The sequence below is a fragment of the Streptomyces yaizuensis genome (assembly GCF_034961445.1).
Taxonomy (GTDB): Bacteria; Actinomycetota; Actinomycetes; order Streptomycetales; family Streptomycetaceae; genus Streptomyces; species Streptomyces yaizuensis.
Genome location: NZ_BSBI01000013.1, coordinates 199,100 through 223,223 on the forward strand (window position 1 = coordinate 199,100; position 24,124 = coordinate 223,223).

The 24,124-nt window shown below is 70.7% G+C and carries 23 protein-coding genes; 2 read left to right on the plus strand and 21 right to left on the minus strand.

Translation table 11 applies throughout. The features are described 5' to 3' along the window. Positions 1 to 9 precede the first annotated feature (9 nt). From SYYSPA8_RS28300 to SYYSPA8_RS28360, 13 genes are all read right to left on the minus strand, one after another. Entirely contained in the window at positions 10 to 606 is a 597-nt protein-coding gene (locus SYYSPA8_RS28300; RefSeq protein ID WP_323450198.1) for a helix-turn-helix domain-containing protein, read from the minus strand. A gap of 477 nt (positions 607 to 1,083) precedes the next feature. After that, positions 1,084 to 1,227, minus strand: coding sequence for a hypothetical protein (locus tag SYYSPA8_RS28305; RefSeq protein ID WP_323450199.1), 144 nt, complete (start codon positions 1,225 to 1,227; stop codon positions 1,084 to 1,086). Beyond that, positions 1,224 to 2,516, minus strand: a complete 1,293-nt coding sequence (locus tag SYYSPA8_RS28310; RefSeq protein WP_323450200.1) for an MFS transporter — start codon at positions 2,514 to 2,516, stop codon at positions 1,224 to 1,226. Before SYYSPA8_RS28310 ends, SYYSPA8_RS28305 begins: the two co-directional genes overlap by 4 nt. Positions 2,517 to 2,877: 361 nt before the next feature. Further along, the gene (locus SYYSPA8_RS28315) at positions 2,878 to 3,744 is read right to left on the minus strand and encodes an IclR family transcriptional regulator (RefSeq protein ID WP_323450201.1); all 867 of its coding nucleotides are present in this window, start codon (positions 3,742 to 3,744) and stop codon (positions 2,878 to 2,880) included. A gap of 110 nt (positions 3,745 to 3,854) precedes the next feature. Beyond that, positions 3,855 to 4,055 carry a hypothetical protein gene (locus SYYSPA8_RS28320; RefSeq protein ID WP_323450202.1) on the minus strand — a complete coding sequence of 67 codons (201 nt, stop codon included), beginning with the start codon at positions 4,053 to 4,055 and terminating at the stop codon, positions 3,855 to 3,857. Positions 4,056 to 4,068: 13 nt separating this feature from the next. After that, the gene (locus SYYSPA8_RS28325) at positions 4,069 to 4,809 is read right to left on the minus strand and encodes an HNH endonuclease family protein (RefSeq protein WP_323450203.1); all 741 of its coding nucleotides are present in this window, start codon (positions 4,807 to 4,809) and stop codon (positions 4,069 to 4,071) included. A 62-nt stretch (positions 4,810 to 4,871) separates the two neighbouring features. After that, positions 4,872 to 5,717: a tryptophan synthase subunit alpha gene (trpA, locus tag SYYSPA8_RS28330; protein ID WP_323450204.1), complete on the minus strand. Its 846-nt coding sequence runs from the start codon at positions 5,715 to 5,717 to the stop codon at positions 4,872 to 4,874. Between the two features lie 211 nt (positions 5,718 to 5,928). Continuing rightward, positions 5,929 to 6,849, minus strand: coding sequence for a hypothetical protein (locus SYYSPA8_RS28335; protein ID WP_323450205.1), 921 nt, complete (start codon positions 6,847 to 6,849; stop codon positions 5,929 to 5,931). A 467-nt stretch (positions 6,850 to 7,316) separates the two neighbouring features. Further along, complete coding sequence (locus SYYSPA8_RS28340) at positions 7,317 to 7,892, minus strand: DUF6009 family protein (RefSeq protein WP_323450206.1); 576 nt, start codon at positions 7,890 to 7,892, stop codon at positions 7,317 to 7,319. 59 nt (positions 7,893 to 7,951) lie between these two features. After that, positions 7,952 to 9,472, minus strand: a complete 1,521-nt coding sequence (locus SYYSPA8_RS28345) for a DNA primase family protein (protein WP_323450207.1) — start codon at positions 9,470 to 9,472, stop codon at positions 7,952 to 7,954. Beyond that, complete coding sequence (locus SYYSPA8_RS28350) at positions 9,469 to 10,566, minus strand: bifunctional DNA primase/polymerase (protein ID WP_323450208.1); 1,098 nt, start codon at positions 10,564 to 10,566, stop codon at positions 9,469 to 9,471. Before SYYSPA8_RS28350 ends, SYYSPA8_RS28345 begins: the two co-directional genes overlap by 4 nt. Before the next feature lie 94 nt (positions 10,567 to 10,660). Beyond that, positions 10,661 to 11,971 carry a hypothetical protein gene (locus tag SYYSPA8_RS28355; protein WP_323450209.1) on the minus strand — a complete coding sequence of 437 codons (1,311 nt, stop codon included), beginning with the start codon at positions 11,969 to 11,971 and terminating at the stop codon, positions 10,661 to 10,663. Further along, the gene (locus SYYSPA8_RS28360) at positions 11,968 to 13,173 is read right to left on the minus strand and encodes a hypothetical protein (RefSeq protein ID WP_323450210.1); all 1,206 of its coding nucleotides are present in this window, start codon (positions 13,171 to 13,173) and stop codon (positions 11,968 to 11,970) included. Before SYYSPA8_RS28360 ends, SYYSPA8_RS28355 begins: the two co-directional genes overlap by 4 nt. 246 nt (positions 13,174 to 13,419) lie before the next feature. On the opposite strand from SYYSPA8_RS28360, the gene SYYSPA8_RS28365 reads away from it, so the two are divergent. Continuing rightward, positions 13,420 to 13,788 (plus strand): hypothetical protein, encoded by a 369-nt coding sequence (locus SYYSPA8_RS28365; RefSeq protein WP_323450211.1) that lies wholly within the window; start codon positions 13,420 to 13,422, stop codon positions 13,786 to 13,788. 1,122 nt (positions 13,789 to 14,910) lie between these two features. Here SYYSPA8_RS28365 and SYYSPA8_RS28370 read toward each other — a convergent pair. From SYYSPA8_RS28370 to SYYSPA8_RS28400, 7 genes are all read right to left on the minus strand, one after another. Continuing rightward, the gene (locus SYYSPA8_RS28370) at positions 14,911 to 15,432 is read right to left on the minus strand and encodes a hypothetical protein (RefSeq protein WP_323450212.1); all 522 of its coding nucleotides are present in this window, start codon (positions 15,430 to 15,432) and stop codon (positions 14,911 to 14,913) included. 485 nt (positions 15,433 to 15,917) lie between these two features. After that, positions 15,918 to 16,340: a hypothetical protein gene (locus SYYSPA8_RS28375; protein ID WP_323450213.1), complete on the minus strand. Its 423-nt coding sequence runs from the start codon at positions 16,338 to 16,340 to the stop codon at positions 15,918 to 15,920. A 538-nt stretch (positions 16,341 to 16,878) separates the two neighbouring features. Further along, the gene (locus SYYSPA8_RS28380) at positions 16,879 to 17,796 is read right to left on the minus strand and encodes a ParA family protein (protein WP_323450214.1); all 918 of its coding nucleotides are present in this window, start codon (positions 17,794 to 17,796) and stop codon (positions 16,879 to 16,881) included. A gap of 1,461 nt (positions 17,797 to 19,257) precedes the next feature. Next, positions 19,258 to 20,073, minus strand: a complete 816-nt coding sequence (locus tag SYYSPA8_RS28385; protein ID WP_323450215.1) for a hypothetical protein — start codon at positions 20,071 to 20,073, stop codon at positions 19,258 to 19,260. A gap of 91 nt (positions 20,074 to 20,164) precedes the next feature. Further along, on the minus strand, positions 20,165 to 20,359 hold the full coding sequence (locus SYYSPA8_RS28390) for a hypothetical protein (RefSeq protein WP_323450216.1): 195 nt from the start codon (positions 20,357 to 20,359) through the stop codon (positions 20,165 to 20,167). 986 nt (positions 20,360 to 21,345) lie between these two features. Next, complete coding sequence (locus tag SYYSPA8_RS28395) at positions 21,346 to 21,561, minus strand: hypothetical protein (RefSeq protein ID WP_323450217.1); 216 nt, start codon at positions 21,559 to 21,561, stop codon at positions 21,346 to 21,348. Further along, positions 21,555 to 21,893, minus strand: coding sequence for a hypothetical protein (locus tag SYYSPA8_RS28400; protein ID WP_323450218.1), 339 nt, complete (start codon positions 21,891 to 21,893; stop codon positions 21,555 to 21,557). The genes SYYSPA8_RS28395 and SYYSPA8_RS28400 overlap by 7 nt, the downstream gene beginning before the upstream one ends. 464 nt (positions 21,894 to 22,357) lie before the next feature. Between SYYSPA8_RS28400 and SYYSPA8_RS28405 the strand changes: the two genes are divergently transcribed. Then, positions 22,358 to 23,104, plus strand: a complete 747-nt coding sequence (locus tag SYYSPA8_RS28405; protein WP_323450219.1) for a PP2C family protein-serine/threonine phosphatase — start codon at positions 22,358 to 22,360, stop codon at positions 23,102 to 23,104. A gap of 62 nt (positions 23,105 to 23,166) precedes the next feature. Here the strand turns inward: SYYSPA8_RS28405 and SYYSPA8_RS28410 are convergent, their stop codons facing one another. Next, on the minus strand, positions 23,167 to 23,979 hold the full coding sequence (locus SYYSPA8_RS28410) for a hypothetical protein (protein WP_323450220.1): 813 nt from the start codon (positions 23,977 to 23,979) through the stop codon (positions 23,167 to 23,169). Positions 23,980 to 24,124: the final 145 nt, after the last annotated feature.

The following is a 24,124-nucleotide window of genomic DNA, read 5'->3' on the forward strand; positions in this document are numbered from 1 at the left end:
CACCGGCCATCACCTCCGGCCGGGGCAGCGGCCGCTCCCCGGACGCACAGGGGCGTCCTTGAGTTCCCGTGCGATGCGGTCGATCATCGCGGCCTGCTCCGGGTGCTGCTCCTGCCATTGCCGCCGCTGCTCGGCCCGCTCTGCCTGCCCGTGGTCATGGGTGGCGCGCAGGGCGGCGAGCAGCCGGCCGGGAGCGACGCCGAAGGCGGGTGAGGCCCGGTCCTGCCACAGCACCCAGCACTCCCGTACGGAGTCGTACCGGCTCGCGCTCAGCCGCCCCCGCTCACCGGTGATCTCCAGGTGCCGGTACGTCTCCTCGGCCATCCCCAGGGCCGTCGCCATCGCGGCCCGGCTTCGGCCGGTCCAGACCCGGAGGTGCACCAGGCGCTCGCGCTCGATGGTGCACAGGCCGGCCGGCGCGACACCGACCGCGGCGGCCAGACGCGGCAGGATCTCCGGGCGGGGGACCCGGGAGCCGGCCAGGTAGAGGCTCACCGCCCGGTCGGACACTCCGGCCGCCCTGGCGATGCGGGCCACCGACGTGCCCGCGGCGGTGCGGGCGGCCCGCAGTTTCGCCGCGTCGAAGCCGTACGGGGTCTCGCTCACCCGCGTCTCCTGTCCACGGTAGTACGGGGAGGTTCGTTCACCCTGAACGATCGGTTCAAGGCCGGAGAGGTTGGAGTGTGTTCAGGGTGAACGAACCCTTCTACGCCTCCCAGCGTAGGGCGGGCAGGCGATCAGCGCGCCCTGCCGGGGAACGGCGCCGGGAACGGCGAGGTGAACCAGGGGACCCACCGTCCGTTCTTCTCCGGGCCCGCCACGCCGCAACGCACGTGTGTCTTCACCGGCCCCGGTGCGGGCACCCCCGACGTCGCCGGGAGGGCCCTGCGCTCCGTCCGGCGGAGTGCGCTGGTGCGGTGCTCACTCTCTGAGACGGCTGTTGCCGCAGGAGTGCCTTGCCCTGCCCGGCGCAGCCGCCGGTCTTCCGGCGGGTTCCGTCTGGGCGGTGGGTGTGCGCCCGGAGGGTGCGGTGAGTCTGCCGCTGCGCACCGGGCGTCGTCGCGTCCCAGACCGCTGGGCTGGTCAGTGGTTGCCGGGTTCTGCTGTCTCCGGCTGTGTGGGCGGTACCGGATGGGAGGTCTCTTCTTTCGGCGTGGACGGGTCGCCCGGTGTCTGGGAGCGGTCTTCCGGAGCGGGCCAGGGGATGTTCGTGAACTTCGCTGTCATGACGGCTCCTTGGGGTCGTGTGCGGCGGGGACGGGTTCCCGGCCGGCGGTACGGGGGTCCGGTTCCGGGGCTTGGCGGGCGCGCAGCGCGCGGGCGAGCGGGTAGCAGGCGGTGGCCGCGGTCAGGGCACTGGCGGCGAGGATGGCGGCGACCAGCGGGCGGCCGCCGGTGTTGAGCGCGAGGGCGATGCCCAGCGGCGGAAGGGAGGCGGTGGCGGAGGCTCCGCTGAGGACTGCCTGGTAGCGGCCGGTCGCGCCGGGCGGGGCGGCCTTGGAGATATAGGCGCCGGTCGCGACGCTGTAGCAGATCTCGCCGGGAACGATCAGGACGGCCGCGATGGCGTACCCGAGCGTCGTGTGCTGCAGGACGGCGAAGGCCATTCCGGCGCCGAGGATGAGGCTTCCGACGGCGAGGAGCGGGGCAATCGGGAAGCGCATCTCCTCGTCGCGGCCGATCAGGACGCGCATCAGGGGCGGGGTGAGGATCAGAACTCCGGCGGTGTTGGCGATCATCACCGCGCCGTAGGCCGAGGGCGGGAGGCCGTCGTCGACCATGACGAGCGGCAGGACGCTGACCAGGCCGTAGGCGCAGATCATCGCGCCGACTTCCGCCACGGTGATCCACCGCAGGCTCGTGTCGGCGAGCACGTGCCGGTAGGAAAGGGATGCGCTCGCGCGGGGCGCCCGCGGCCGCGGGGTGAGCACGCGCCGTGCAATGAGGGCGAAGACCAGGCAGGCGATGCCGTTGGCGACGAACAGCAGCTGATAACCGTGCTGGTGGGCGAGGTAGCCGCCGAGGCCGCCGCAGACCGCGATGCCGACGTTCATCGCCCAGTAGGTCCAGCCCTGGGCGCGCGTGCGGGCGGCCTCGCCGGTGATGCTGTCGTTGATCTCGGCGGAGACGGCCGGCCGGTGGATCTCCATGGTGAAGCCGAGCAGCAGGGAGAGGGCCATCAGCGCGGGGAGCGAGGTGGTGAGGGCCAGGGCGAAGCAGGCGAGTGCGGAGAAGCACATGAACACGATGAGGGCGGTGCGCTGGCCGAGCCGGTCGGTGACCGCTCCGGAGAACGCCTGCCCGGCGCACCAGCCGATCCCGAAGAGGGTGAGCCCCGCGCCCGCCGCGGTGGTGCCGTGGCCCAGGCCGTCGGAGATGTAGTAGCCCAGGAAGTCCCAGCAGAAGCCGGCGGCCTTGAGCAGCAGCGTCCCGCCGATCAGCGCGGTGATGACGGTACGGACGGGGAGGCTGGTGCGCTCCGGTGCCACTGCGACAGGTGGTGGGGTGGTGGGCATGGCCGGGTCTCCAGTGCGGTGGCGCCGGGTGCGCGCGAAGGTGTCGGGGACGTGCGAAGGCGGCCGGCCCGGGGTGGGTTCGGCCGCCTTCGTCAGAAGGAGCTCGTCACCGGGGGAAGCCCGGCGGGATGCTCACGGGGGGGGTGTCACCAGACCGTTAGGCCGGTCGCTTGACGTTGCGAGGACGCATGGACGTTCACCTCCCTTCGGTGTGGGGTTGTTCCGCCGCCGGCGGAACACTCATGAATCTAGGGGCCGGTGGACCCGGTGGTGGCCGGGCCTGCCCGCCGGGGAATTGTTTTAGGTTCGAAGTGCTTCCGCAGGGGAAACGCCCCCGGGCCCGCCGGCGCCCGGGGCGGGTTCAGACAGCGAGGAGTCCTGGTCGCGGGGGCGTTGCGGAGGGCTCAGGGCCCGGCCGGATTCCGGCGGGGGCGGGTGAGCCGGCACGCTGGGCCGCGCGGCGCAGCAGGACGGCGTACTCCTGGACGAGCAGGGGGTCGGTGAACGCGGCGGCGGGTCCCAGGACGGTGAGAATGGCGACGACGGCGCCGGCTCTGCGGACACAGGTGGCCAGGGCCTGGCCGGTGGCAGTGCGCGAGGCGGCGATCTGGCCGGCGGTGATGCTTTCACGGATATGGGCCGGCAAGGTGAGGGGCCGGTCGTCGGCTCCGGTGGTCATGCCATCGGGGAGGAAGGCCAGGGCTGCGCGGCCGGCCGCGCTGTGGGGGAGGTTCTCGTGCTGCTGTTTGACGGCCCGGTGCAGTTCGGGATGGGGCGGGCACAGGGCGTCGACGAGCTCCAGGCGCAGGCCGCTGCCGGGGCGCCATCCGGGCTGATGGTAGGCGACGGCGAGTCCGGTCTCCTCGTGGAGGGCGCGCAGGAGTTCGCGGATACGGGGGTGGACGGGGCCGGCCGCGCGGACGTCGAGGAGTGCGCGGCCGGCGCGGGTGAGACGGTAGGAGCCGTGGCGCTCTCCCCGCTCGGCGACGCGCTCGGCGACCGCCGCGCCCAGGAGGCGCGAGACGTGCGGGCCGCGCAGTTCCGCGGCCTCGGCGATCTCGGCGACCTGGTGGTCCTCGTAAGGGCCGAGGTCGTGCAGGACCCGCAGGACACGCAGTCCGCAGCGGACGCTCTGGTTGGGGCGGGCCGGGGCAGGCCCGTCCAGAGCGGCGGCGGGCGGGGGCCAGGTGAGACGGGACGGCCCAGGTTCCAGAGCGGTGGTGGACATAGGACTCCCCCATCTGACGTGATGTGGTGCGGTGAACTCCAGCGCAGGAAGACGGAACTGCTGCCGGCGCCGCCGCGAGGGCGGCACCGGAGGGTAGGAGGCAGGCCGGTTCAGCGCCGGTGGGAACGGCGCGGGACGACAGCCTCGTCGTACGCGTCGTCGAACTCCTGCTGAATGTCCGGGTCGGTGTACCGGGGAGCGAGGAAGAGATCGCTCCACCGGGGCTTCGGGGACAGCGGGGGACGGCGCTGGCGTGGCGGCCGCATCTGCCCCGGTGCGCTGCGGCGCTGCTCGGGCGGGGGTGAGGTCATGACGGGATTCCTTCTACGACGGGGTCAGGGTGACGCCTGCTGAGCGGTCACCGGGGAGCGGCTGGCCGGGGCAGTGCTCCAGTACCCGGTTCATCGCGTCCCGTTCGGCGGAGGTGACCCACAGACCGTACTTGGCCTTCACCGCGATCTGACGGGCGACGTACGGGCAGCGGAAGGCCGTGCGGGCGGGCAGCCAGCCGGCCGCGTCGGAGTCGGACTTGTGCTGGTTGGCCGGGCCCGAGGAGGCGAGCAGGTTGAGGGGGTCATTGGCCAGGGCCTCGCGCTGCTCCTGGGTCAGCTCCGCGGCGCCGGTCTGCCAGCTGGCGCTCAGCGCGACGACGTGGTCGATCTGGACGGCCGCGGAGCGCGGCCCACGGACGAAGTCGATGCGGGTCCCGGTGTACGGGTCGCTGAGACGGCCCGAGGCGATCACGCAGGCCGAGCCCGCCTGGTAGGTGACCTGGGTGAGATCGCGGGCCAGGATGTCGTTCCGCGCGTCGCAGCCGTTGCGCGAGCCCGGCGCGGTCGTGGTGTCGGACCAGGCCGGCCCGAACCTTTCGGTGCGGTCGTACCCGCTCCCCGGGGCACGGTCCTTGACCGGCAGGGACTCCAGAGCCGCGCTCGCGGCGCCGTGCACAGCGGCGGTCCCGTGCGCACCGGGCCCGGAGAGCTTGTCGGGGGACTGCGAGGTGGCGGAGCAGCCGGTGAGCGCGGCCGCGAGGACCAGAATGCCGGGGAGAAGCCGCTGCTTCACCAGGCGGGTCTCCTGCCGGTGTGCGCGGCCCGGTGGACCGGCGGCGTCCCCGCTGCCGGTGCTCACGCGCAGGCCCGGGTGCGGTGCGGTGGCACGGCCGTGGCGGCGCGCAGCGCGTCCGCGAACGCGCGCACGTGTCCCATCGCCTGTGCTGCTCCCCGGGCGGCGGCCTGTTCGAGCAGGGGCCGCACGACGGGGGTGCCGATGACGACACCGTCGGCGTACGGGGCGACCTGGCGGGCCCGGGCGGGGGTGGAGATGCCGATTCCGGCGACGATCGGCTGCTCGGTGCGGTGGCGCAGGCGGCCGGTGAAGTGCTGTATCGCGGCCAGGTCCAGATCTCCCTGGTAGCCGGTGGCCGCGACGGCGGCAGGGGCGTAGATCCAGCCCGACGCGGCGGCGGCGATGCGCGTGAGGTCCTCGTCGCCGGCGTCGCGGGGAGCGAACTGCGGTGTGTGGATGCCGGCCTTCCGCGCGGCGGCGCGCCAGCGGCCCGCTTCATGCGGGGGAAGGTCGGGGATCATCACGCCTGCGGCGCCCGCGACGGCGAGGTCGTCGGCGAACCGCTCGATGCCGTACGCGAGGACCGGGGCCCAGTAAGTCATGGCCACGACGGGGGCTCCGCCGGTGACGGCGTGGCGCACGGTCGACAGCACGTGTGCCATCACGGTTCCTTGCGCCAGGGCTGTTTCGTAGGCGGCTTTGATGACGGGACCGTCGAAGACGGGCGCGGTGTGGGGCACCCCGACTTCGAGGATGTCGGCGCCCTGTTCGGCGAAGGAGTGCAGGAGGTCGATGCCCGCGGTCCGGCTGGGGAAGCCCGCCGGCAGGAATACGCCCAGGGCCGTGCGGCCGGTCTGGTCGAGGAGGTGGGTGAGCCGCGAGGCGGCGGGGGTCTGCGCGTACACGGTGCGCCTTTCGGGCGGGAGGGCGTCGTCGGTCGCCGTTGCGGACATTGCGCGCGGCCGGTCGCCGGCGGGGTCCGGGCGCCGGTCCGCCCGTGCCGGGCCGACCCCCTTCTTCCGTGGTGCGGGGCCGGCCGGTGTACGGGTGGAGTCGCCGGTCGCGGCGCCGGATGAGCTGTCGTGCCGGATCCAGCGGGCTGGACCCGGCACCCGGTCAGGCTGTGCTGGTGCCGGTTTCCTTGCGGTTGGCACGGTGCCTGCTGTACCCGGCGAGGCCGAGGGCGCCGGCTCCCACCGCGGCCAGGCCACCGGCCGCGACTCCGAGCGCGGTGTTATCAGCGGCACCGGTCTGTGCGAGGCTCCCGGATGCCACCGGGGTGACCGTGACCGATTCCTGCGCGCCGGCCTTGTCGGACGAGCCGGAACCGCCCGAACGGTCGACGGCAGGGGTGATGGTGCCCGAACCAGCCTGACCGGCAGCCTCGTTGCTCTCCCCGCTGCCGGGGGACGGAGTGGGACTCGGGTCGGAGCCCGGCTCGGTCGGCGGATCCGTGGGGTCGGTCGGGTCGGTCGGGTCGGTCGGGTCGGTCGGGTCGGTCGGGTCGGTCGGATCCGTCGGATCCGACGGATCGGTCGGGTCCGTCGGATCGGTGCCCGGCTCCGGGTCCGTCGGATCGGTAGGATCCGTCGGATCGGTCGGGTCCGTCGGATCGGTCGGGTCCGTCGGATCGGTGCCCGGCTCCGGGTCCGTCGGATCGGTGCCCGGCTCCGGGTCCGTCGGATCGGTAGGATCCGTCGGATCGGTCGGCGGATCAACCGGATCGGTCGGATCGGTCGGATCCGTCGGCGGATCGGTTCCGGGGTCGGGGGTCGGCGGGTCCGTGGGATCCGTGCGCGGGTCGGTGGTGGTCGGCGGCTCCGGGAGCGTTGGGCGGTCCTTGGCAGTGCCCGGTTCCTCGTTCGTCGCCCCCGCCGGCACGTCGACGGCGGTGTCCGGAGCGCTCTTGGACGTGGTCCTGGTGTCGGACTTCCTGTCGGCGGCCATCGCGCTCGGGGTCGCGATCGCCCCGGTGGCGGCCACGACGACGGCCGCCGCGGCCACGCGCCGCAGCACAGTGAGTCGAGTTCTACGCATGAAGATCAGCCTCCGAGGATGCACAGCACATCAAGGCCGTCGAGCGGAGCGCCCGGGCTTATGTGCTGCTCTCGATCCTCGAAGTGCGGGCCTGTGGATAAAGTCCCGGCTTCGCGGGGCCGGTCGGACCCCATGGCGGATCTGTGGCCGTTCGCGATGCTGGGTGCTGGTCGCGCAGGCCGGCGGGAACGCCGAGACGATCACCTGAGCTGCGACGTGCCGGTGAAGCGCCGGATTCGGGTCCCGGATCCGCCAACTACCGCGACCAGGAATCGCCAACTGCGGTGAACAGGAATGCCGTGGCCTGCGAGGACTCCAGAGGCGATCCGTCGACCACCGCGAACGGTCGGATCTGCGGCCGGACCTCTTCCGGAGTCCGCCCTTCGTTCGCGGGAGGGCCTGTCGCGTCTCATGCGGTCTGGCGGCTTCCAGGCAGCGTCGGCCCGCGCGGGAGCCGGGTGGGGGCATTACGCGGGTCCGGCGGCGGGGGGCCGGGGCAGGGGGCTGCCCCAGGCGCGGTCGGTGAGCCGTCCGGGCAGGCGGGGGAGGACGGTGCGCGGGTCGACCGCTTCGAGGGGGGCGTGGGTGCGGTACTCGGTGTCGGGGCTCTCGCCGCGGTCGTGGGGCAGGAGCCAGAAGGTGCGGCGGTCGTAGCGGCCGGAGTCGCGGGTGGCGAGGGCGTCGGGGCGCAGGTCGGCGTAGCCGACGAGGCGGCCGTGGCCGTGGTAGGCGGGCCTGCCGGCGCGGCGCTTGGTGATGTCGAGGCCCTCGCGGACGTAGTCGAGGCCGTCGAGGGGCGTGAGCCAGACGATGCCGAGTTCGTCGGTGAGCTGTGCCGGCTGGAGCCGGGTGGGCGGCTCACGGTGGTGGTGTCCCTCGGTCCCTGGTGTATCGGTGCAGGTCAGGGGCTGTTCAGGGCGGGGGGCAGGGACTGACAGGGACTGAGTTCCGTAAGTATGACGTGCTGGTGAGGGCTCGGGGCTCTGGGAAGGGGATAGGTTGCGGAGATCGGTCCCTGTCGGTCCCTGTGTGGGGGCTTCCATGGGCTGTGACCTGCTCTTTCGTGGGGAGGGACTGTTCTGGGGAAGGTCTCCGGGCCCGGTCACTTCGGTCCCTGTGCCGGGGCGGGCGGGTTGGTGAGGGCGATGCCCTTGTAGATCTTGCGGCCGTTGGAGGTCGGCAGGCCGGTGCCCGCGGGGTGGTGGATGACGCGGCGGACATTCTCCCCGAAGCGGCGCGGGGGGACGGGGTCGACGCCTTCGTCCTCGCACCAGCTCTGGTACGCCAGGCGCAGGGTGCGCTGTTCGGTGCGCAGGGTGGCGGGGTCGCCGAGGCGGCAGCAGTCGGCGAGGAACCGGCCGAAGGTGTCCTCGGCCTGGGCGTAGTCGCGGGTGGCGGCCGCGACTTGGGCGGAGTTCTTGAGGTGGGGGTCGTCCCCGTTGAGGTACTTGCCGGTGCCCTGGACGATCCAGTGGAGGATGCCGGGGCCTTCGGCTTCGACGAGGAGGACGTCGAGGTCGCTGATGACGCGGGTGACGTTCTGTTCGAAGGGGATGAGGCGGATACGGCGCCAGAAGCCCTTGCCGCCCGCGGGGACAGCGGGGCGGTGGTTGCCGATGAGCCAGAGGGTGTGGGTGGGCCAGAAGCTGAAGAAGTCCTGGCGGACCTTGCGGGCCTTGATCCGGTCGCTGCCGGTGAGCAGGGTCATGCGGGCCTGGTCGAAGCGCGCGCCGGGGTTGAGTTCGTTGCAGACGATCAGGCGCCGGCCCTGGAGGTCGGCGAGTTCGGTGGGATGGTCGGAGTACGCCTTGGCCATGAGGAAGTCGTGCGGAGCGGTGTCGGCGTAGTCGGCGAGCAGGCGCTGCAGGACGCCGACCAGGACGGACTTGCCGTTGCCTCCGTCGCCGTGGAGGAAGGGAAGGACCTGGGCGGAGACCAGGCCGGTGATGGTGTAGCCCATCATCTGCTGCATGTAGCCGGTCAGGGCCCGGCCCTTGGGCCCGGGTCCGAAAGTGTCCAGGAGGTACTGGTCCCACATCGGGGTCGGCATCTCCCGGGGCGCGCACAGCGCGGAGCGGGTGTGGAACTGGCTGGGGTGCGGTTCGCGCACGACCCCGGTGCGCAGGTCGACGACCCCGTCGGGGGTGCACAGGGCGTAGGGGTCGCGGTCCAGGGCCTCGGCGGCCAGGTGGAAGGCCGGCATCTTCTTCGCGACGCGGATCAGGGCGCTGTTGCCCTGGTCGTTGAGGGAGCGGTTGATGTGCCGGGCAAGTTGCCTGGCGGTGAAGCGTTCGCTCGGGTCCCTCGGGGAGAGGTTCTCCGCGAGTTCGAAGGCGGCCTCGCTCACCGCGCGGGCTTCCACATCGACGGCCCACCGGTAGCCGGCCCACCGGTACCAGCCGAGGTTGGGCACGTACCGGAAGTCCTCTCCGTACACCCGCTGGAACAAGGTGGCGTTGCCGCGGTCGGTGAGCGAGCGCGGGACCAGCGGCACGGCCGCGGGCCCGGATTCCCCGGGGGCCGGCGGGAGCGGGTCCGCGCGCAGGGCCGCCGCCGCGGCGGGACGCGGGGCGGGTCCGCGGCTGGGCGGCACGGTGAGCCCGTCGTGGTCGGTGATCGTCATCGTTCGTCTCTCGGGTGCAAGGCCCGCCGCGCTCCCGCGGTCAGACCGGATCGGATGATGCCCAGCGCCGCGGCGTGCCGGCCGGGGCGCGCGGTCAGGGCGGCGTCGAGGAGTTCGGTATGCGCCGCCGCCTCGCTTATGTGACCGGCTGCGACGAGTCCCCCGAGGGTGAACGCCGCCCGGTTGAGGACTCCGGACCACCCCGCCCCCTCCGCGACGCGGCCGCAGTCCCGGATCTGGCCGAGCACGGTGTCCGCGGTCCGCCGTGCCCAGGCGCCGCCGCCGGCCCTTCCGCCGGGGGCTGCGGCGCGTGCGACCGCCGCGGCCCGGTTCGGCACCGGCGGGAGGGCTGGGCCGGGACCGGCGGGGGCATCGAGGAGGTGTCCGGTGCGAGTGAGCTCGCCGGCCAGCCAGGCCGGCAGCAGCCGCGGGGTCCTGGCGGGCCCGGCAACCGTGTAGACGCCGGCGGCGGTGCGGGTTCCGGGGGCGACGATGTAGCCGCCGTGCGCCCGGATGTCGAGCTGCCAGCCCAGGGACCGCCCGTGGTGGTCGCCGCCGGCCGAGGAGCTCCAGGCGGTGCGGGCCGGTGCCCGGAACCACAGGTGCAGGCCCCCCGAGGGGGTCCGGACGGTCAGGGTCGACGCCCCGTCTGCCGGATCTCCCTGGCCGCACCGGCGGGCCAGCAGCCGCAGGACGTCGAGACCGTCGCGCACCCCGGCGGCCTGGGCCGCGTCCACGGGGCGGCCGGGCAGGATCCGGTCGCATCCGGGGGGTGTGCCGGGATGCCGGTCGACGTCCAGGACCACCAAGCGGGCCGGGCCCGTCGCCACGGCGACTCCACGCCCCGCCACCGCCGCCGGCCACCAGCGCCGGATGAGACCCGGGTCGAGCGTCGCCGCGTAAAAGCCGTGACACCAGCCCCCTCGGGGAAGGCACGGGCACCGTGCGGCGTCATGCGGCCGGTACACGGGGCTCTTGCGCCGGCAGTCCGGGCAGCCGGGCAGGGGCGTTTTGGCGCCCGGCACGAGCGGGAAGACGGGAAAGCCCTGCTCCGCGCAGCTCTGGGCAACCCGCAGCATCTGCCGGGAGTTCATCCGGTCCCCCCGCACAGGGTGCGGCAGACCGGCGGCCGCGGGACGACCGGTCCCGTACGGAGGGCGGCCGGGCACGTCCCGGCCGCTGCTGGGTTCACGCGCACGCTCTCACCTCGCCTCCGGCCCTGTCCTGCCCTCTCCATACGGGATGCGCCCGGTCACGGACGTCCCAGCCGCGCCACGCGTCGTCGAGAAGCTCACCGGTGTCCGGGTCCACGACACCGTCCGGAACGAGCACGGGAGCGGGCCGCCGGGTCCGGTGCCGCCCGGCCCGTTCGGTGAGCCACCGCAGGTAGTTGACGCGCTCGCGCTGGTGGCGGGCCCTGCGCCGCTCGCCCAGACCCGCGGTACCGCGGCGTTCAGCGGCTTCGGACAGTACCGGCCCGTCGGCGTGCAGACGGCCTGGCACGCTGAGCCCCGGCGCCAGGTAGTACCTCCCTTCGAGCTCCACCGCCAGCTGATCCTCGACCAGTCCACGCATCCTGCGCACGACGGTGGTCCGGTGCAGCCCGGTCGCGGCGGCCAGCTGCCGAACATCGTGACCGTCCACCGGATCCAGGCACGTCAGCAGCCTCGCCCCGCTCGTTCCGTGGGCGTACCGGTGGAAGGCGTCGTGTGCCATCACCCCGGCCAGACCCGCGGTGTCCGTACGCACCGATCCGTGCACGGGCAGGACAGTTCCTGCCCCCCTCCCACCCGCAGCTGGCAACTGTCCTGGGCGCGCACCGCCTTCCACCGCTGCCCGGGCAGCATCGGGAACCCGCAGCTCCCACCGGCTTCCGTGGTCCTTGCCCGCCCCGGAGGCGACCAGCACCAGCCACTTGTTCTCCTTCAGCCGCTCGTTGCTGGCCTCGGCCGTCGCCTTCGCGCAACCCATCAGCTCCGCCAGCTGCCGCACCGAGACCACATGCCCGATCCCGCCGGCCCGCTCGCACAGCCCCAGACGCGCCGTCAGGTTCTTCTGATCGGTGTCACCGCCCCGCCGGCCCGACCACTGCAGCCGCTCCACCACCGCCCGGATGCCGCCCAGGGCCTCGACCGCGTCATCCCGGCAGCGGATCACCGGATGCACCGCGACCCGCCCCGCAGCCTTCTCCAGCATCGCGGTCAGCTTCGCCTCCGCGTACATCGACCCCTTGCGCTCCCGAAGGCGCCGCGCCCACGCACCCCCCACCGTCGGGGTGTAGATCAGCGCATGGTGGAAATCAGCCGGCGACCAGGCCCGGCCCGGCTGCGAACATCCCACGGCCAGGGCCATCGTCATCCGGTAGCCCGCATCCGCCTCCGAGTGCCCGCCGTACCGGCCCTCGGTGTCCCCCTCCAGCAGAAGCCGCCGCATCCGGTCCGACAACCGCAGCCGCTCCCCCACCGGACCCCTCCCCCTGCGCTCCGCCACCGCGCTCACGCCGCACCCACCCGGCCCATGCCGACAAGCCCGCCCGCCCCTGCGGCCGCGTCCCCGGCCGGTGGGCGGCCCGCCCGTTCCCCACACCGCACGCGCCAGCCCGCACGCTCCGCCACCGGCCTCCCCCGCAACCGGGCGAGATCCCCGAGCCGCTCCCGCAGCAGGGCCCCCGCAGCCGCCTCACGGGCCGCATCCGCGGCCTTCTGCGCCGCGGAGAGGGCCATGCCCCGCGTCGGGTAACGGTGCTGACGGCGCATCGCCGCCTCGAAAGCGCGCTCGGCCTCCGCCTCGGCCTCCTCGCCGCCGGCCAGCCGTTTCAGCGCCGCAGCCCGGCGCCCCGCGAGGATCCGCCCGGCCACCGTGCTCTGATCGAACGCCAGCACCGCCGCCTCCGGCACCCCCGCAGAACGTCCGCACACCCCGTCCAGCAGCAGCCGGGTGTCCGCCGCCACCCGCTCCGTCAGCTCCCCGACGGCCGCCCGGTCACCCAGATCCGCCCGCAACGCCACGGTGACGTCCACCGCTTCACGCAGCAGCTCCCCCGTCCGCCGCCTGGCGCTGCACACCAGACACAGCCCGGCCGCCTCCGCGACCCCGCACTCCTCACACGGCGCCGACACCCGCTCCCGCTCGGCCACCGCACGCTCCCTGCGCCGCCGCTCCACCGCCTCCTCGCGTACGGCCCGTTCGGCCGCGGCCCGCTTATGCCGCACCGCGTCGGCCGCCGCCCGGACCTGCACCTGATGGTGCAGACGACGCTCCGCCTCACCACGCCGGACCTCCGCTGAGACCCCCGGCATCTCCTGGGCGACCTCCACCGCCACCGCCCGGCGTACCGCCCGCCGGTCCCCCACCAGACTGTCGCAGCTAGCACACCCCCCACCGGTGTCCATCCGCACCCCGTCGTCGCACACGTGCGACCAGCACCCGGGCCGCTGCGGCAGACCCCGGCTCATCAGCCACCCCTGCAGCCCGACCACCGGCCGGCCACGCTCCAGCAGCAGCCGGCGCTCCAGCCGCTCGGCCAGCACCCGCTCGGCCACCTCACCGCCCACCAGACCCCGCACCCGGGCCAGCTCCGTACGCACCGCGGCGGCCAGCCAGCGGCACGTCGAGGCCCGCCCCACACCTGCCCACAGCCCCGCCACCGGCCCCAGCACCAGCGCCAGATCCCCGGGCACCCTGCCCGGCCGGGTGAACACCCCCCGGCCCCTCGCCGGCAGCCGTCCCAAGCCGTCCCCCGCCCGAGAAACGCGCTGTTCCCCGCGGAGCGGGCCGCCCGGGCCCACCACGCAGCCAAGCCCGGCACAGCCGTCGGCAACGGGCCCGTCCTCGCCCGCCCCCGCGCGCTCCGGCAACGGCGACAAGCCCTCGACGGCAGAGCCGGAAAAGCCATTCAACCCAGCATCAGAAGACCCAGATACCTCAACCACCTGCGGGTGGGAGGCGTGGAGGTCTGCACCAGCAGGGCGTACCCCCGTCCCACCACCGGCACCTGCCTCACCACCACAGGGCCCAGCAGCCCCAAGGCCACCAGCAGCGCCGGGCCCTTCAAGATCACCGCATGCAGCAGCGGGGCGCCCGGCGAGACCCTCCTCCACCATCTCCTCGAAGGAACCCTGCACCCACCCGTCACCGGCCACCGCCGGGTCGACGACCACACCGGCCCCACCGCACCGCTCACACGACGAAACCGGCACCGGTTCGGCCGTGCTGGCAAGACCAGCGGGACCCTCCTTCAGCACAACCTCCGCAGGCCGGCCGTGAGCAGCGGCCACCGCCGGAACCCGAAGACGGCCCCGACCGAAGCACCCTGACGCCGTGTCCGCCCGGGCCACCTCCACCAGACCGCCCGACTCCAGACGGTCCACCACCTTCGCGCCGCCCGACACCGAGCACCCCAGCGCCCTGGCCACCGTGGCGTCCGCCCGGCCCCGTCCCGCGGCCACGCTGCCGCCCACCATGCACACCCGGCCGTCCGCACGGGTCTGCAGAACGAGCAGCAACAGAGCCAGACGGTCCGTCGCCGCGCCCCTCCCCCGCCTCCCGGCCAGAAGACCCGCGGGAGTCACCGGCCCGTCCTTCGGCTCCCAGCCCGGGCCGATCACCGCCTCGCACAACCGCAGCAGCGTCGCCAGATCACGCCGCGTCAGCTTCAAGGGATGATCACCGGCATCCGCGCGGGCCTCGCGCAGCGGAACCAACTGCAGCTCCAGTCCGGTCACCTGACCGGAATCGTCACTGCGCACCCCGGAGACCGCGATGCCCGCCTCCTTCATCGCGGGCAGCACGGTGTGACCGACATGAGACGCCGTACAGCCCATCCACCGGGCCAGATCACTTGTACGCGTCCGGACCTTCACTGAAGCCGCCGGCGACTTCGCGAGCAGTACCACCGCCGCCAGACGCACCGCGTCCTTCTGACCGGCAACCCGCGGATCGGCCAGCAAAGCCCGCACCGCGGCGAACAGCCGGGTACGCATCGCGCGGTTCAACTGCAACGGATGACCAGGCCCGGACACCGGCACAGGACCCGCGGTGGCGAACGGGCCGCCCGGCGGGTTCGCCCGGCCGGCCGGACGAGGGGACCGGCGTCGAGAGCCAGTCCGAGAACTACGGGAATGAGCCGACTTACGTGCGTCTTCTGGACCTGAACCAGGCACAACTAGGCCGACCCTCTGACGGGTAGCTATGATGCGCTCCTGTCGAGGAGTAATGGGGGAACCTTCATCGCCACCCGGGCCGCTAGGGGTAGCAGGCAGAGTGCCGGGCGCGAAGTGTTCAACTACAGATGCAGGTAGCTCTCACCTCCTCCTCGACAACACGACTGGCCCGGGATGTGCCGTCCCGGGCCAGTCCTCGTTCCACCGGCATCCTGAAGGAGCGGGCCTGTGGACGGAGTCCAGCGAGGAACGCTTGTGGGACGTCGAGGGTCTCTGTCATACAGTCGGTGACTTCCGCCGGGCAGTCCGGCCCCCAGCCGCGGCTGCTCGTCTCGGCTCACGTCGAGGAGTCGCCGCGAGAACGGCCGGAAGTTCATCGATCCATCTGCCGATGGGGAGCCTGAGGGCAACCTGGGCATCGAGGATCGATGCCTCTAGCCCGTCAGTAGAGGCGGATTCGAGTACCGCGCGCTCTTCCCGAGAGTTAGCGACTCGGACGGAATCCTGCATCACCCACAGCGTGGTTTCGGGCGTAGTGGCTGGATCCGTGACAGCATCGCGTGTTGCGTGTAGCGCGGTGAGCTGCCACGTATCGAGGGCGTACTTCTTCGATCGCTGGCGGGGCTTGTCCGGCCACACGAACTGTGACAGCAGCCGGTACACCCTGATGACGATGATGTCCGCCGAGAAGTGAGGCTCACTGAGAACCCCTATGGCGACGGCCCGGTATACCCAGTTGCTGTCGACCCCAGCGGCGACCGCAACGGCGTTAGCGCTTAGGCGCACTGTCGGCGGCATCGAACTCTCCTGCTGTGGATGATGAACGGCTGCCGCAACCCTACCGGATGATGCGCAGTTATTTCCCTGTCAGGGGCATAGGTAGGTAGCTGGGTGTGATGATCGGGCTGTGATTCGAAGGATACGTGTGAGCATCGATCGGAGTATCGGTATGGAGATGGGTGGGTGTATGAGTAGATCTAAGGGTCCGGGTATGGATATATCTGCTGGTCACAGCCTTGATTAGTGCGCTTGGATCCTTTGATCTCGGACGAGAGGGTGCAAGTTCTCGACCGGCAGCCCTGCTCTGCTAGACCACCGCCCGGGCTGCAAGCCGGGGTTAGGGAACGGACTTTCACACCAGTGACGAAGCGCCTAAACGCGAATAGATAAGTACATGTAGCCAAAAAATAGGCTGAATGTGTGATTGTGTCTTCGGTGTGTCGAGGAACGTGAAGAGGCCCGCACAGCGGACGAGCGCTGTGCGGGCCTTCAGTGAGCACGAGTCAGATAAGAGGGGGTACTTCAGGGCGCGGAAGCGGCCCCTCCTTTTCGAGGGTGCGCAGTAGGTTCAGTACCAGCGCCGACATCACGTCCTTACCCTTGCGGGCAAAGTCGGCTGCTTCCAGGAGTTCCAGCAGTGTGTCTGCCTTCTCCCGGGCCGCCGGACTCAAACTCAACGTCGTTTTCTTTCCCTTCGGAACATCCCCCATTCGTTCGGCGTGCAGCCGATCGTGCAAACCGATGAGGGTGTCTGTGTCCATCACTGCGGAGCGAAGGGCGACATCCAGGTAATGCCCAAGCCCAAGATCGGACTTCCCGGAGGTTTTTCGGTCACGTCCGATGCGAGCCCGCAACGCCGGCCAGAGCGCGGGAATCAGGTTCACTCCGTGAGAATCCCAGTGCCGGGAGTTGACCTTGGAATCCACGTAGCTATCGAGAAGGGCCTGGTGCATCGGGGTCAACTTCACCGACTTGCGCCGCTGAGGAGACGAAGCCTCGCCAGCCTTTTGGCTGGTGGAGGCTACGGCGCCTGCTGCCGGTTCCTGTCGGAGGTGCGGTTCGCTTTTCGGCTCTGACGTTCCACTTTGCTCAGCGTTGCCACTCGTCCTGGATTCGGTCACATCCGGTACATGCTCAGTGGTTGAGGTGGAGCTCAGACCCTCACTCTGGGATTGTGGCTCACCAGCAGGTTGAGGTACCGGGCTCGCTGGCGTGTCCACTGTAGCGACTGTTGAGGTACCGGAAGCAACTGTCGAGGTCTGCGGCTGTGCCGTGATGACGGCCGGGAGCCCTTGGCCAGTTCCAAGGAAGGACGCGTCAGCAGTGCTCTGTGCATGGCCGAGGAGAGCGGCTGCGGACGCCGCGCGATTGGCTGGTGCTGCTGCAGCCCGGCGCCGCACCACAGCGAAGTCCCCCGCAGGGTTGTCCTTCTTGGCCTTCTCGTCCTTACCCGTTGTGTCGTTCTTAGGCACGTACCTTCTCCTTGGCGGCCTTTGCCTCGACGGCGGCAGCGATCACCTCGTCCGCGCTGGGAGCGATCGTCCACTCCTCCGGGGGCAGATCCATGCGGTCCAAGGTTTCCTGGAGGAACTTTGCGTACTGCTTCCCCGGAGCGTGACGTGCGAAGCCCAGAACAGCAGGCATTCCAGTGGCGTAGCTGCGCGAAATGCGCGTGTCCTGGCGGATGTCAGTTACGAACGGGGCGAGATGGGTGTCCACCATGAGGTTTCGCACCTCAATCTCTTCGAGAGTCCACTCGCGCTGGGGACTCGACATGTTGAGGACGACGCCAAGGTACTTAGGATCCGCGAGTCCATTGGTGCGTTCTTTGACGTGTCGAATTGTTGAACGCATCGTTACCGCACCTTCGACAGTCGCGTGCTTCGGCAAGCAGAGAGTCAAGGCGTAGTCGCTGGCGGCCAAGGCGACACCGTTGAGAGCCTGCACCGCAGGCGGTGTGTCGAAGACTGCGTAGTCGAACTGATCGTCAAGTTCATGGAGAAGGGTGCGCAGTACACCGATCTTTTCGATGCCGGCAGCATGCAGAATGTGCTGGGCGTTCGCCATGGTGGCCTGCTCGGAAGCCAAGAGGCACAGTTTGCCCTGACCTGCTCGATGTTCAAGTAGATGACTGCAGTCGATCACGATGTCGCTGACCGTTGACGGCACCCCCTGAGCAGCTTGCTGTAGCCGCAGACCCAGCGACTTTGCAACCTCGGGGCCGGCGAGGCGTACCCCAAGGGCGATACCGGCTTGGGCCTGAGGTTCGATGTCGACAACAAGGACACGGGCACCCGTGAGAGCGAGGCCAGCCGCAAGGTTCACGGTTGTCGTGGTCTTGCCGGGGCCGCCCTTCTGGCTCGCTACGGCGATCTTCTCCACGAACTGCTCTCTTCCTGGCCGTCTCCTGCGAGAAGCCCACGGGTACATGGTCGTTTTGTGCCCCTAGAGGCAAGGCGAGGGTACGCGCTGACCGCAGGATCACCCAAATGATGTCCCTGTCAGGGAGCTTATTCGTGGGAGACGATAACAGCATTGAAGTGGAAGCCGACGCTAGACGCGGCCAGAACTTGACAGATTCGGCTTGAGCGGTCCACGGCCGGGGGGCGAGGCTCCGTATGGGGTGATCTTGGTGTGAAGCCGGATCGCCAACGCTTGCTGGGTCCTTGTGCGACGCAGGCGTGCGGCAGGGAGCGGTAGTTGTGAGTGCCAGCGGTCTGGAGAGGCTCGGTTCTGTGCAGAGGTCGATCGGCCTGTCCGTCCGTGTGGTGGTGAATCTGTCGATGGGTGGGGTGGTGGGTTCGGCGGTGGGTCGGCTGGTGGGTGGGCCTGTCCGTCCGTGTGGTGGTGAATCTGTCGATGGGTGGGGTGGTGGGTTCGGCGGTGGGTCGGCTGGTGGGTGGGCCTGTCCGTCCGTGTGGTGGTGAATCTGTCGATGGGTGGGGCGATAGGTCCGGCGGTGGGTCGATCGGAAAGAGCACAGGTAGACCAGTAGGTGGGTGGATCTAACGGCGAGTTAGTCGGTGTGCAGTTCGGCAGATATGTGGGTGTGTCGATCTGTAGGCAGGTATGAAGGTCGCTCGATCTGGTGGTAGAGCCATCAACCTGTGAGTCGATGGATGTGAAGGTGTGTGCATCTGTGTGTAGGTCGACGGGTCGGTAGGTCGGTCGCGCGTTAGATGACTCGGTAGCGAGGTAGAGCTACCGACCTGTCGGCCGGTCGATGGGTCGGTAGTTGTGTCGATAGCGAGGTGCGTAAGGCGATGCCTAGGTGGGTGTAGCGATCAATGCGTCGATAGGTTGATGGATGCGCGAGTCGGAAGGTAGGTGAGATGGGAGATCGGTAGATAGATGGGTATGGCTATGGGTAGTGACATCTATCGGTATATGCATCAGGACTTGCATCGGATTTTTCATCCAAATATCGGTAGCGACATCTAAGTAGATTCACCTAGGTGTACACATGGGTCTATGGATCGGCATATCTTAAGTGCTGTGGATCGACAGGAGGGAAGGTGCGTGCATCAGAACCTAGATGTGGACACTCAAAGGTCTGTTCATCTGGATGTCTATCGGTATATGTGCAGGTCGCAGGCGATCTGTGGACTGGCGGGCTGGCGAAGCTCTGAGGTGATCTACCCCTCGGGGCTTTGGCCAGTGAGATCTCTCCCCACACAGTGAAAACCAGAGCCCCGGTGCCGTAGATGCTGGCGGTGACAGGTCGTAGACGACAAAGACTCGTCGGTACTTCGGCGCCAGCGTGGGAAGCGATGAGCCATCTTGCGAGGTCGAACCGAGGTAAGTGGTGTGTTGACAGGGAGGTTGCTCGACGTTTCTGGGTGGCTACATGGTGGCCTCTGTGTTGTTGATGGGGGTGGGTGCGTGTCGTCGGCCCTTGGGCAGGACGGTCACGACGGCGTCGTGGGTGTTGCCGGTCTCTCGTTCGTGTCGATAGAGCCTGCGGGTCCGTACGAGCTTGTGTTCGACGAGGGAGGTGAGGGCGTTCGTGACGAGGTGGTCGTCGGGGTCGCGGTGGATGCGGATACGGGCATTGTCGTAGACCTCGGCGATGACGTGGTCCGCGGCGGGCAGCGTGGTTGTGGCCGGCGGGGTCGTCTGGTCGGCGGATGCGTTGAGCAGTGCCAGGAGGTCGCGCTCTGCGGGGGAGAGGTCGAGTTTGTCGAGGGGGCGGTTCGTGGTGCGGTTGTGCTTCTTGTCGGCGTAAGCCTGGACGGCTGCGGCCACGAACACGGGGCCGGCGGCCAGGTGCTGTACCGGATTGAGGGCGCCCTTCGTGATCAGCCGCTTCACGAGGGTCTTGGAGACGCCGATGATGGCCGCGGCCTCCGCGGTGCCGGCGAGGTCGGGAACGGCGGGCTCGGTCTGCCGGCGGTCGAACTCGGCCTCGGTGAGGACCTCGATGCCGACGACGGCGCCGTGCAGCCCGAGGTCGTGGACGGCGGCGGCCGCGATGGTGAGGGCCTCGGCGACGGCCTGGTGGGCCTGGTCGGCTTCGAGCGTCAGCCGGAGGGACAGGTTGCCGTTGGGGGCGGGGCCGACGCCCGGTGCGTGCGCGCTCAGGGCTTCGAACAGATCTCCGTAGACCTCCGGCGAGGTGTCGGGGGCGTCGTACTCGACGTAGACGTTCCAGTCGGTCATGCGGTGCGGGTCTCCTTCAGTGCGGACGGGCGGGGGTGGCGGCGCTGGGGACTGCGCCGGGCACCGGGGCGGGCCCCCGGTGCCCGGTCGGTCAGTTGATGAATCCGGCCCTCTTCAAGTAGGACAACGAGTTCTTCAAGGACCGGTGATCGCTGGGAGTGCCGGGAAGCACCGTGACGAAGGCCGACCCTTTGAAGACCTGGTGGTGGCCTTTGGTTGTCCGCCGGACGGTGAACCCCTGCTTCTCGATGGCCTTGATGAGCTTGTTGACTTCCTTGTGGGCCACACTCTCCCCTAACAGTGAACGCCGTCAACACTTATTATGATCATAACTGTTTACGACGTCAACAGTTATGATCATTGGCGGCGCTAGGGGGTGCCCCGTGTCCGGCGGGGGAGTGGATGCGAAGTCGACGGTGCTGCCCGTCGGGCGAGTCGTGAGGACCCCGGCGGCCTGGCCGGATGCGGCCCTCGGTGATGCTGCTGGACCGTCGGCTTGTTGGCTGCGCCGGCGGCGCCACTCTCTTCCGGCTGGCGTGCCCCAGTTGTGGCGAGGGGCTGGGCGACTGCCGCGTGGCGTCTCGTGTGCGAGAGGTGTTCGGCGGATGGAGGCGACGCCCATCCGGCTCCGGGTCCGCTGGAGTTCGTCAGGTCGGCGCCGTCCTGGTGCCGGGCGCGTGAGGCCGGGCGGCCCCTGCGTGGTGCGGATGCTCGCGCCGGACCGGTCCGTCCCTGTGGCGTCGTGCCGCTCGGCGGGGCGGTGTGGCACGCGATGCGATCCTTGCCTGGGGCCCGGATCGGCATCGGCGTGAAAGTCCGTCTGATCGGTCCCGCGCTGGTGCAGGCCGCGGCTCTGTGACCGGGTCGTGAGGAAGGTGTCAGCGTGCGGCCCGCCGCTCGCCGACTTCAGGGTCGGGCGAGCGGCGGAATCAAGCACTCTCATTCCGCGTGAATCGCATGAACTGCCACAAAGGCGACCCCCAGAATGGGGGCTTGGGTCGCCGACCTTGATCCACTTGGGGTGATGGGGTCGGTGGGTGGCTGAGAGGTCGCCAGCGGGGCGTGTGTGGACTTCGCGTCCGGGGGAGAGGCCGCTGGAGAGGGAAGCCGGTGCGCGGGAACGCGTCCGGATGGACGGGCGCCCCGGATCGGGTGAACCCGCTCTGTGGACCAGAGTTGCGGCGGAGTGTGAAGGGGGACCCGGAGTGCTGCTCGGCGGTCCGGGGTGGCGTCCCCGCCGGTAGGCGCCAATGGCCCCTGCCGGCCCTGGGCTCAGTTCGAGGGGACTGCGTCCATCAGCGCCGTGAGAGGGGAACACTGGCCCTGGCCCGTCGCGCGCAGTTCCTCCCAGTCGACCTCGGTGTGTGTCCGGGGGAGGGCGTCGATATCGGCGGTGCGGAAGAGCAGCACGTCGACGGCGCCCGCGCGGCTGGTGCCGAAGCGGACCTCGACCGACTGCGGGGAGCGAATCCAGCCGAGTTTCACCATCCAGTCCCGTGGGCCCGGCGCACCCTGAGCCTGGCTGGGGCCGGTTCGGGGCCGAGCGGGGTGTCGGCGGCGACCAGGTCCGCCAGGTCCTGGCGACGGCAGACCTGGTCGACCTGGTCGGGGTGGTGCAGTGACCCGCCGTCCGGGTTCGCGCTCAGGTCGGCGAGCAGCCCGCGGTCGGTGAACCGCCGCACCACGAACGCCGTCACGTGGAGCTTCTCGCCGTACGCGGTCGGGTTCGGGGTGCCGAGAGCGTCGGCGATCCGGTCCGCCGCCGTGCCGCCGGGAACCGGCAGGGAGGGCATCGTGGCCCGGATGGCGTCGGAGTCCATCGCCTCCACGGCGGCCCGCGACCACCGGGTGGGCGGGACGTCCGGGGGGCGAGGCCAGTGTGCAGGGCCCACCGGAACGTTGTTGCGGGCACCTTCAGTCGCTTGGCTGCCTGGCCTGCGTCGTACTCGGTTCGTCGTGCCATGGGGGATGGTCCCTTCTCACGAGTCCGCTGCCCGAAGCGGGCACTCACGAACGTGACAGAACGTGCGAAAAAATAGCAAGCCCCTTTGAAGCAGGGTAATTTGGGTTCCCTCGGTGAGATCCGCGTCCGCGTAGGCGAGGGCGGATCTCACCCGTCCGGGCTCAGCGAACGAGTACCGCCCGGGGGAGTGGCACCGCCGGGCGCCGGTCGTTGTGCACCGCGAAACCCGTCCCGCCCGAAGCCGCCGCCCGCCGTATCCGAAGAGACCGACCGACCGCCCGCCGCCGGCTCGCGGTGGGAGGACAAGAAAGGGACCCTGCCGTGGATTCCTACGGGACCGCCCAGCTGCCCGGTGACTGGGGCCACCAGTGCGACGCGACCGCCGTGTGGACGGCGCCCGGCGGCACCCGGGCCTATGTGCTCCTCGACGGCGTCGGTGACACCGCCGCCGTGCGGGCCTGGACCCGGACCGCCGCACGCCGCCTGGCCCGCACTGCAGCCCTGCGCGCCAACGCCGAGACCGGACTGCGCGCCGAACGCGCACGCTATGCAGCCGAACCCGGCCGGCACGCCATGGACGGACCCCAGCTACCGTGCGCCGCGGCCGTCGTCGTCGTCCACACGTCCCATACCCCAGGCACCGGCGGACCAGGCGGGACGTTGTCCTTCGCCTGGTCCGGCGACGCCCGCGCATACCTCCTCCTCGACGGACACCTCCGCGTCATCACCGAGGACCACAACGAGCGCCGAGCCTACGACGGCCACGGCGACCGCAACGTCCTCACCGCCTGCCTCGGCGCGGGCTGGGACGACCAGGAGACCGAAGAACGCTACGGCCACGCCGCGGTGGAGACCGTCCGCGGCCCGTCCCGCTCCGGCCGGCTTCTCCTCACCTCCGACGGCGCCTACGAGCCCTACGGCGACGCCGACCGCGACCTGGCCGACCACCTCACCGGTCCGCCCCGTGCGTCCGCCCGGCGGCTGGTGGAGGACGCTGTCCGCCGGGCACGCGCGCTGCCCGATCCGTACGCGGACAACGCCACCGCCCTCATCGCCCACCTCACCTGACGACGGCCAGCGGGGCCGGACAGGTCCACCCTGTCCAGCCCCGCTGCACGTTTCCCGGCTGCTCAGCGGCTGAGCCGGATGCGCGGCCCCCACGCGAACTCAAGGTCGTCCAACAGAACGGTCTCCAGCTCCTTCTCCCACTGGCCGCGCAGACCGAACGGGTTGGCCTCCATCCGCTCCACGATGACCAGCGTCTCGGGCTGCCCGACCAGCGCGTACCGGCCGCGTGAGGCGGGCCGGCTGCCCGGCCCGTACGCGCGCAGCAGCTCCTCCAGGCGGGCGCGGCGCTGCTCCACGAACTCCTCCAGGCGCTTGATGTACCCCTCGCGTTCCTCGGTGCGCACCGCGCTCAGCGCGACGGTCAGGAACTCCCCGTCCGGCCAGTGGCGTGTCCCCGGCGCGGCCACGGCCCACGGGAAGCCTTCCGCCACCGCCAGGACGCGCCTCGCGTACAACGGCGCTGGGGCTGGGGCCGGTTCCTCCACCGGGGGGCCTGCCGGGGCGGGGGAGGCCGGCTGCCGGAGGTGGGCGAGGAGCAGGGCGCTGGAGGCGGCGCGACCGCGTCCGGTGGTGGCGGTGGTGTCGGCGATGCGCAGCAGGTGGCCGGCGACGTCGCGGACACCGGCGAACCAGCCGTCCTCGAACCGCTGCTCGGACCCGTGCGGGGGGCTGCTCTCGGAGATCCAGGTGTGGGCGCCTGCCACCGCCCCGGCCTCCAGCGTCGACACGATGTCGTCGGCCTGCTCGTGTCCGATGCCGAAGGCGGCCAGGGCCTGGAAGACCGTGAACCGTACGGTGGTGGCCTCGTGCTGGTGGTGGCTGATGCGGGCCAGCTCCTGGCCGTACGCGTCGGCGTCGTGCTGCTCGGTGCTCACGTGGTTCCTTCCTCGTCTGAGCTGTTCCGGCGCGCGACCCCGTCCGGATCGCGTACGGGCGCCGGCACCCCCGTGCCGGCGTCCGGGGCGCGCGTGACGCGCCAGCTGGTGCGCGGCGCGGTGACGACTGAACCAGGACGACGAC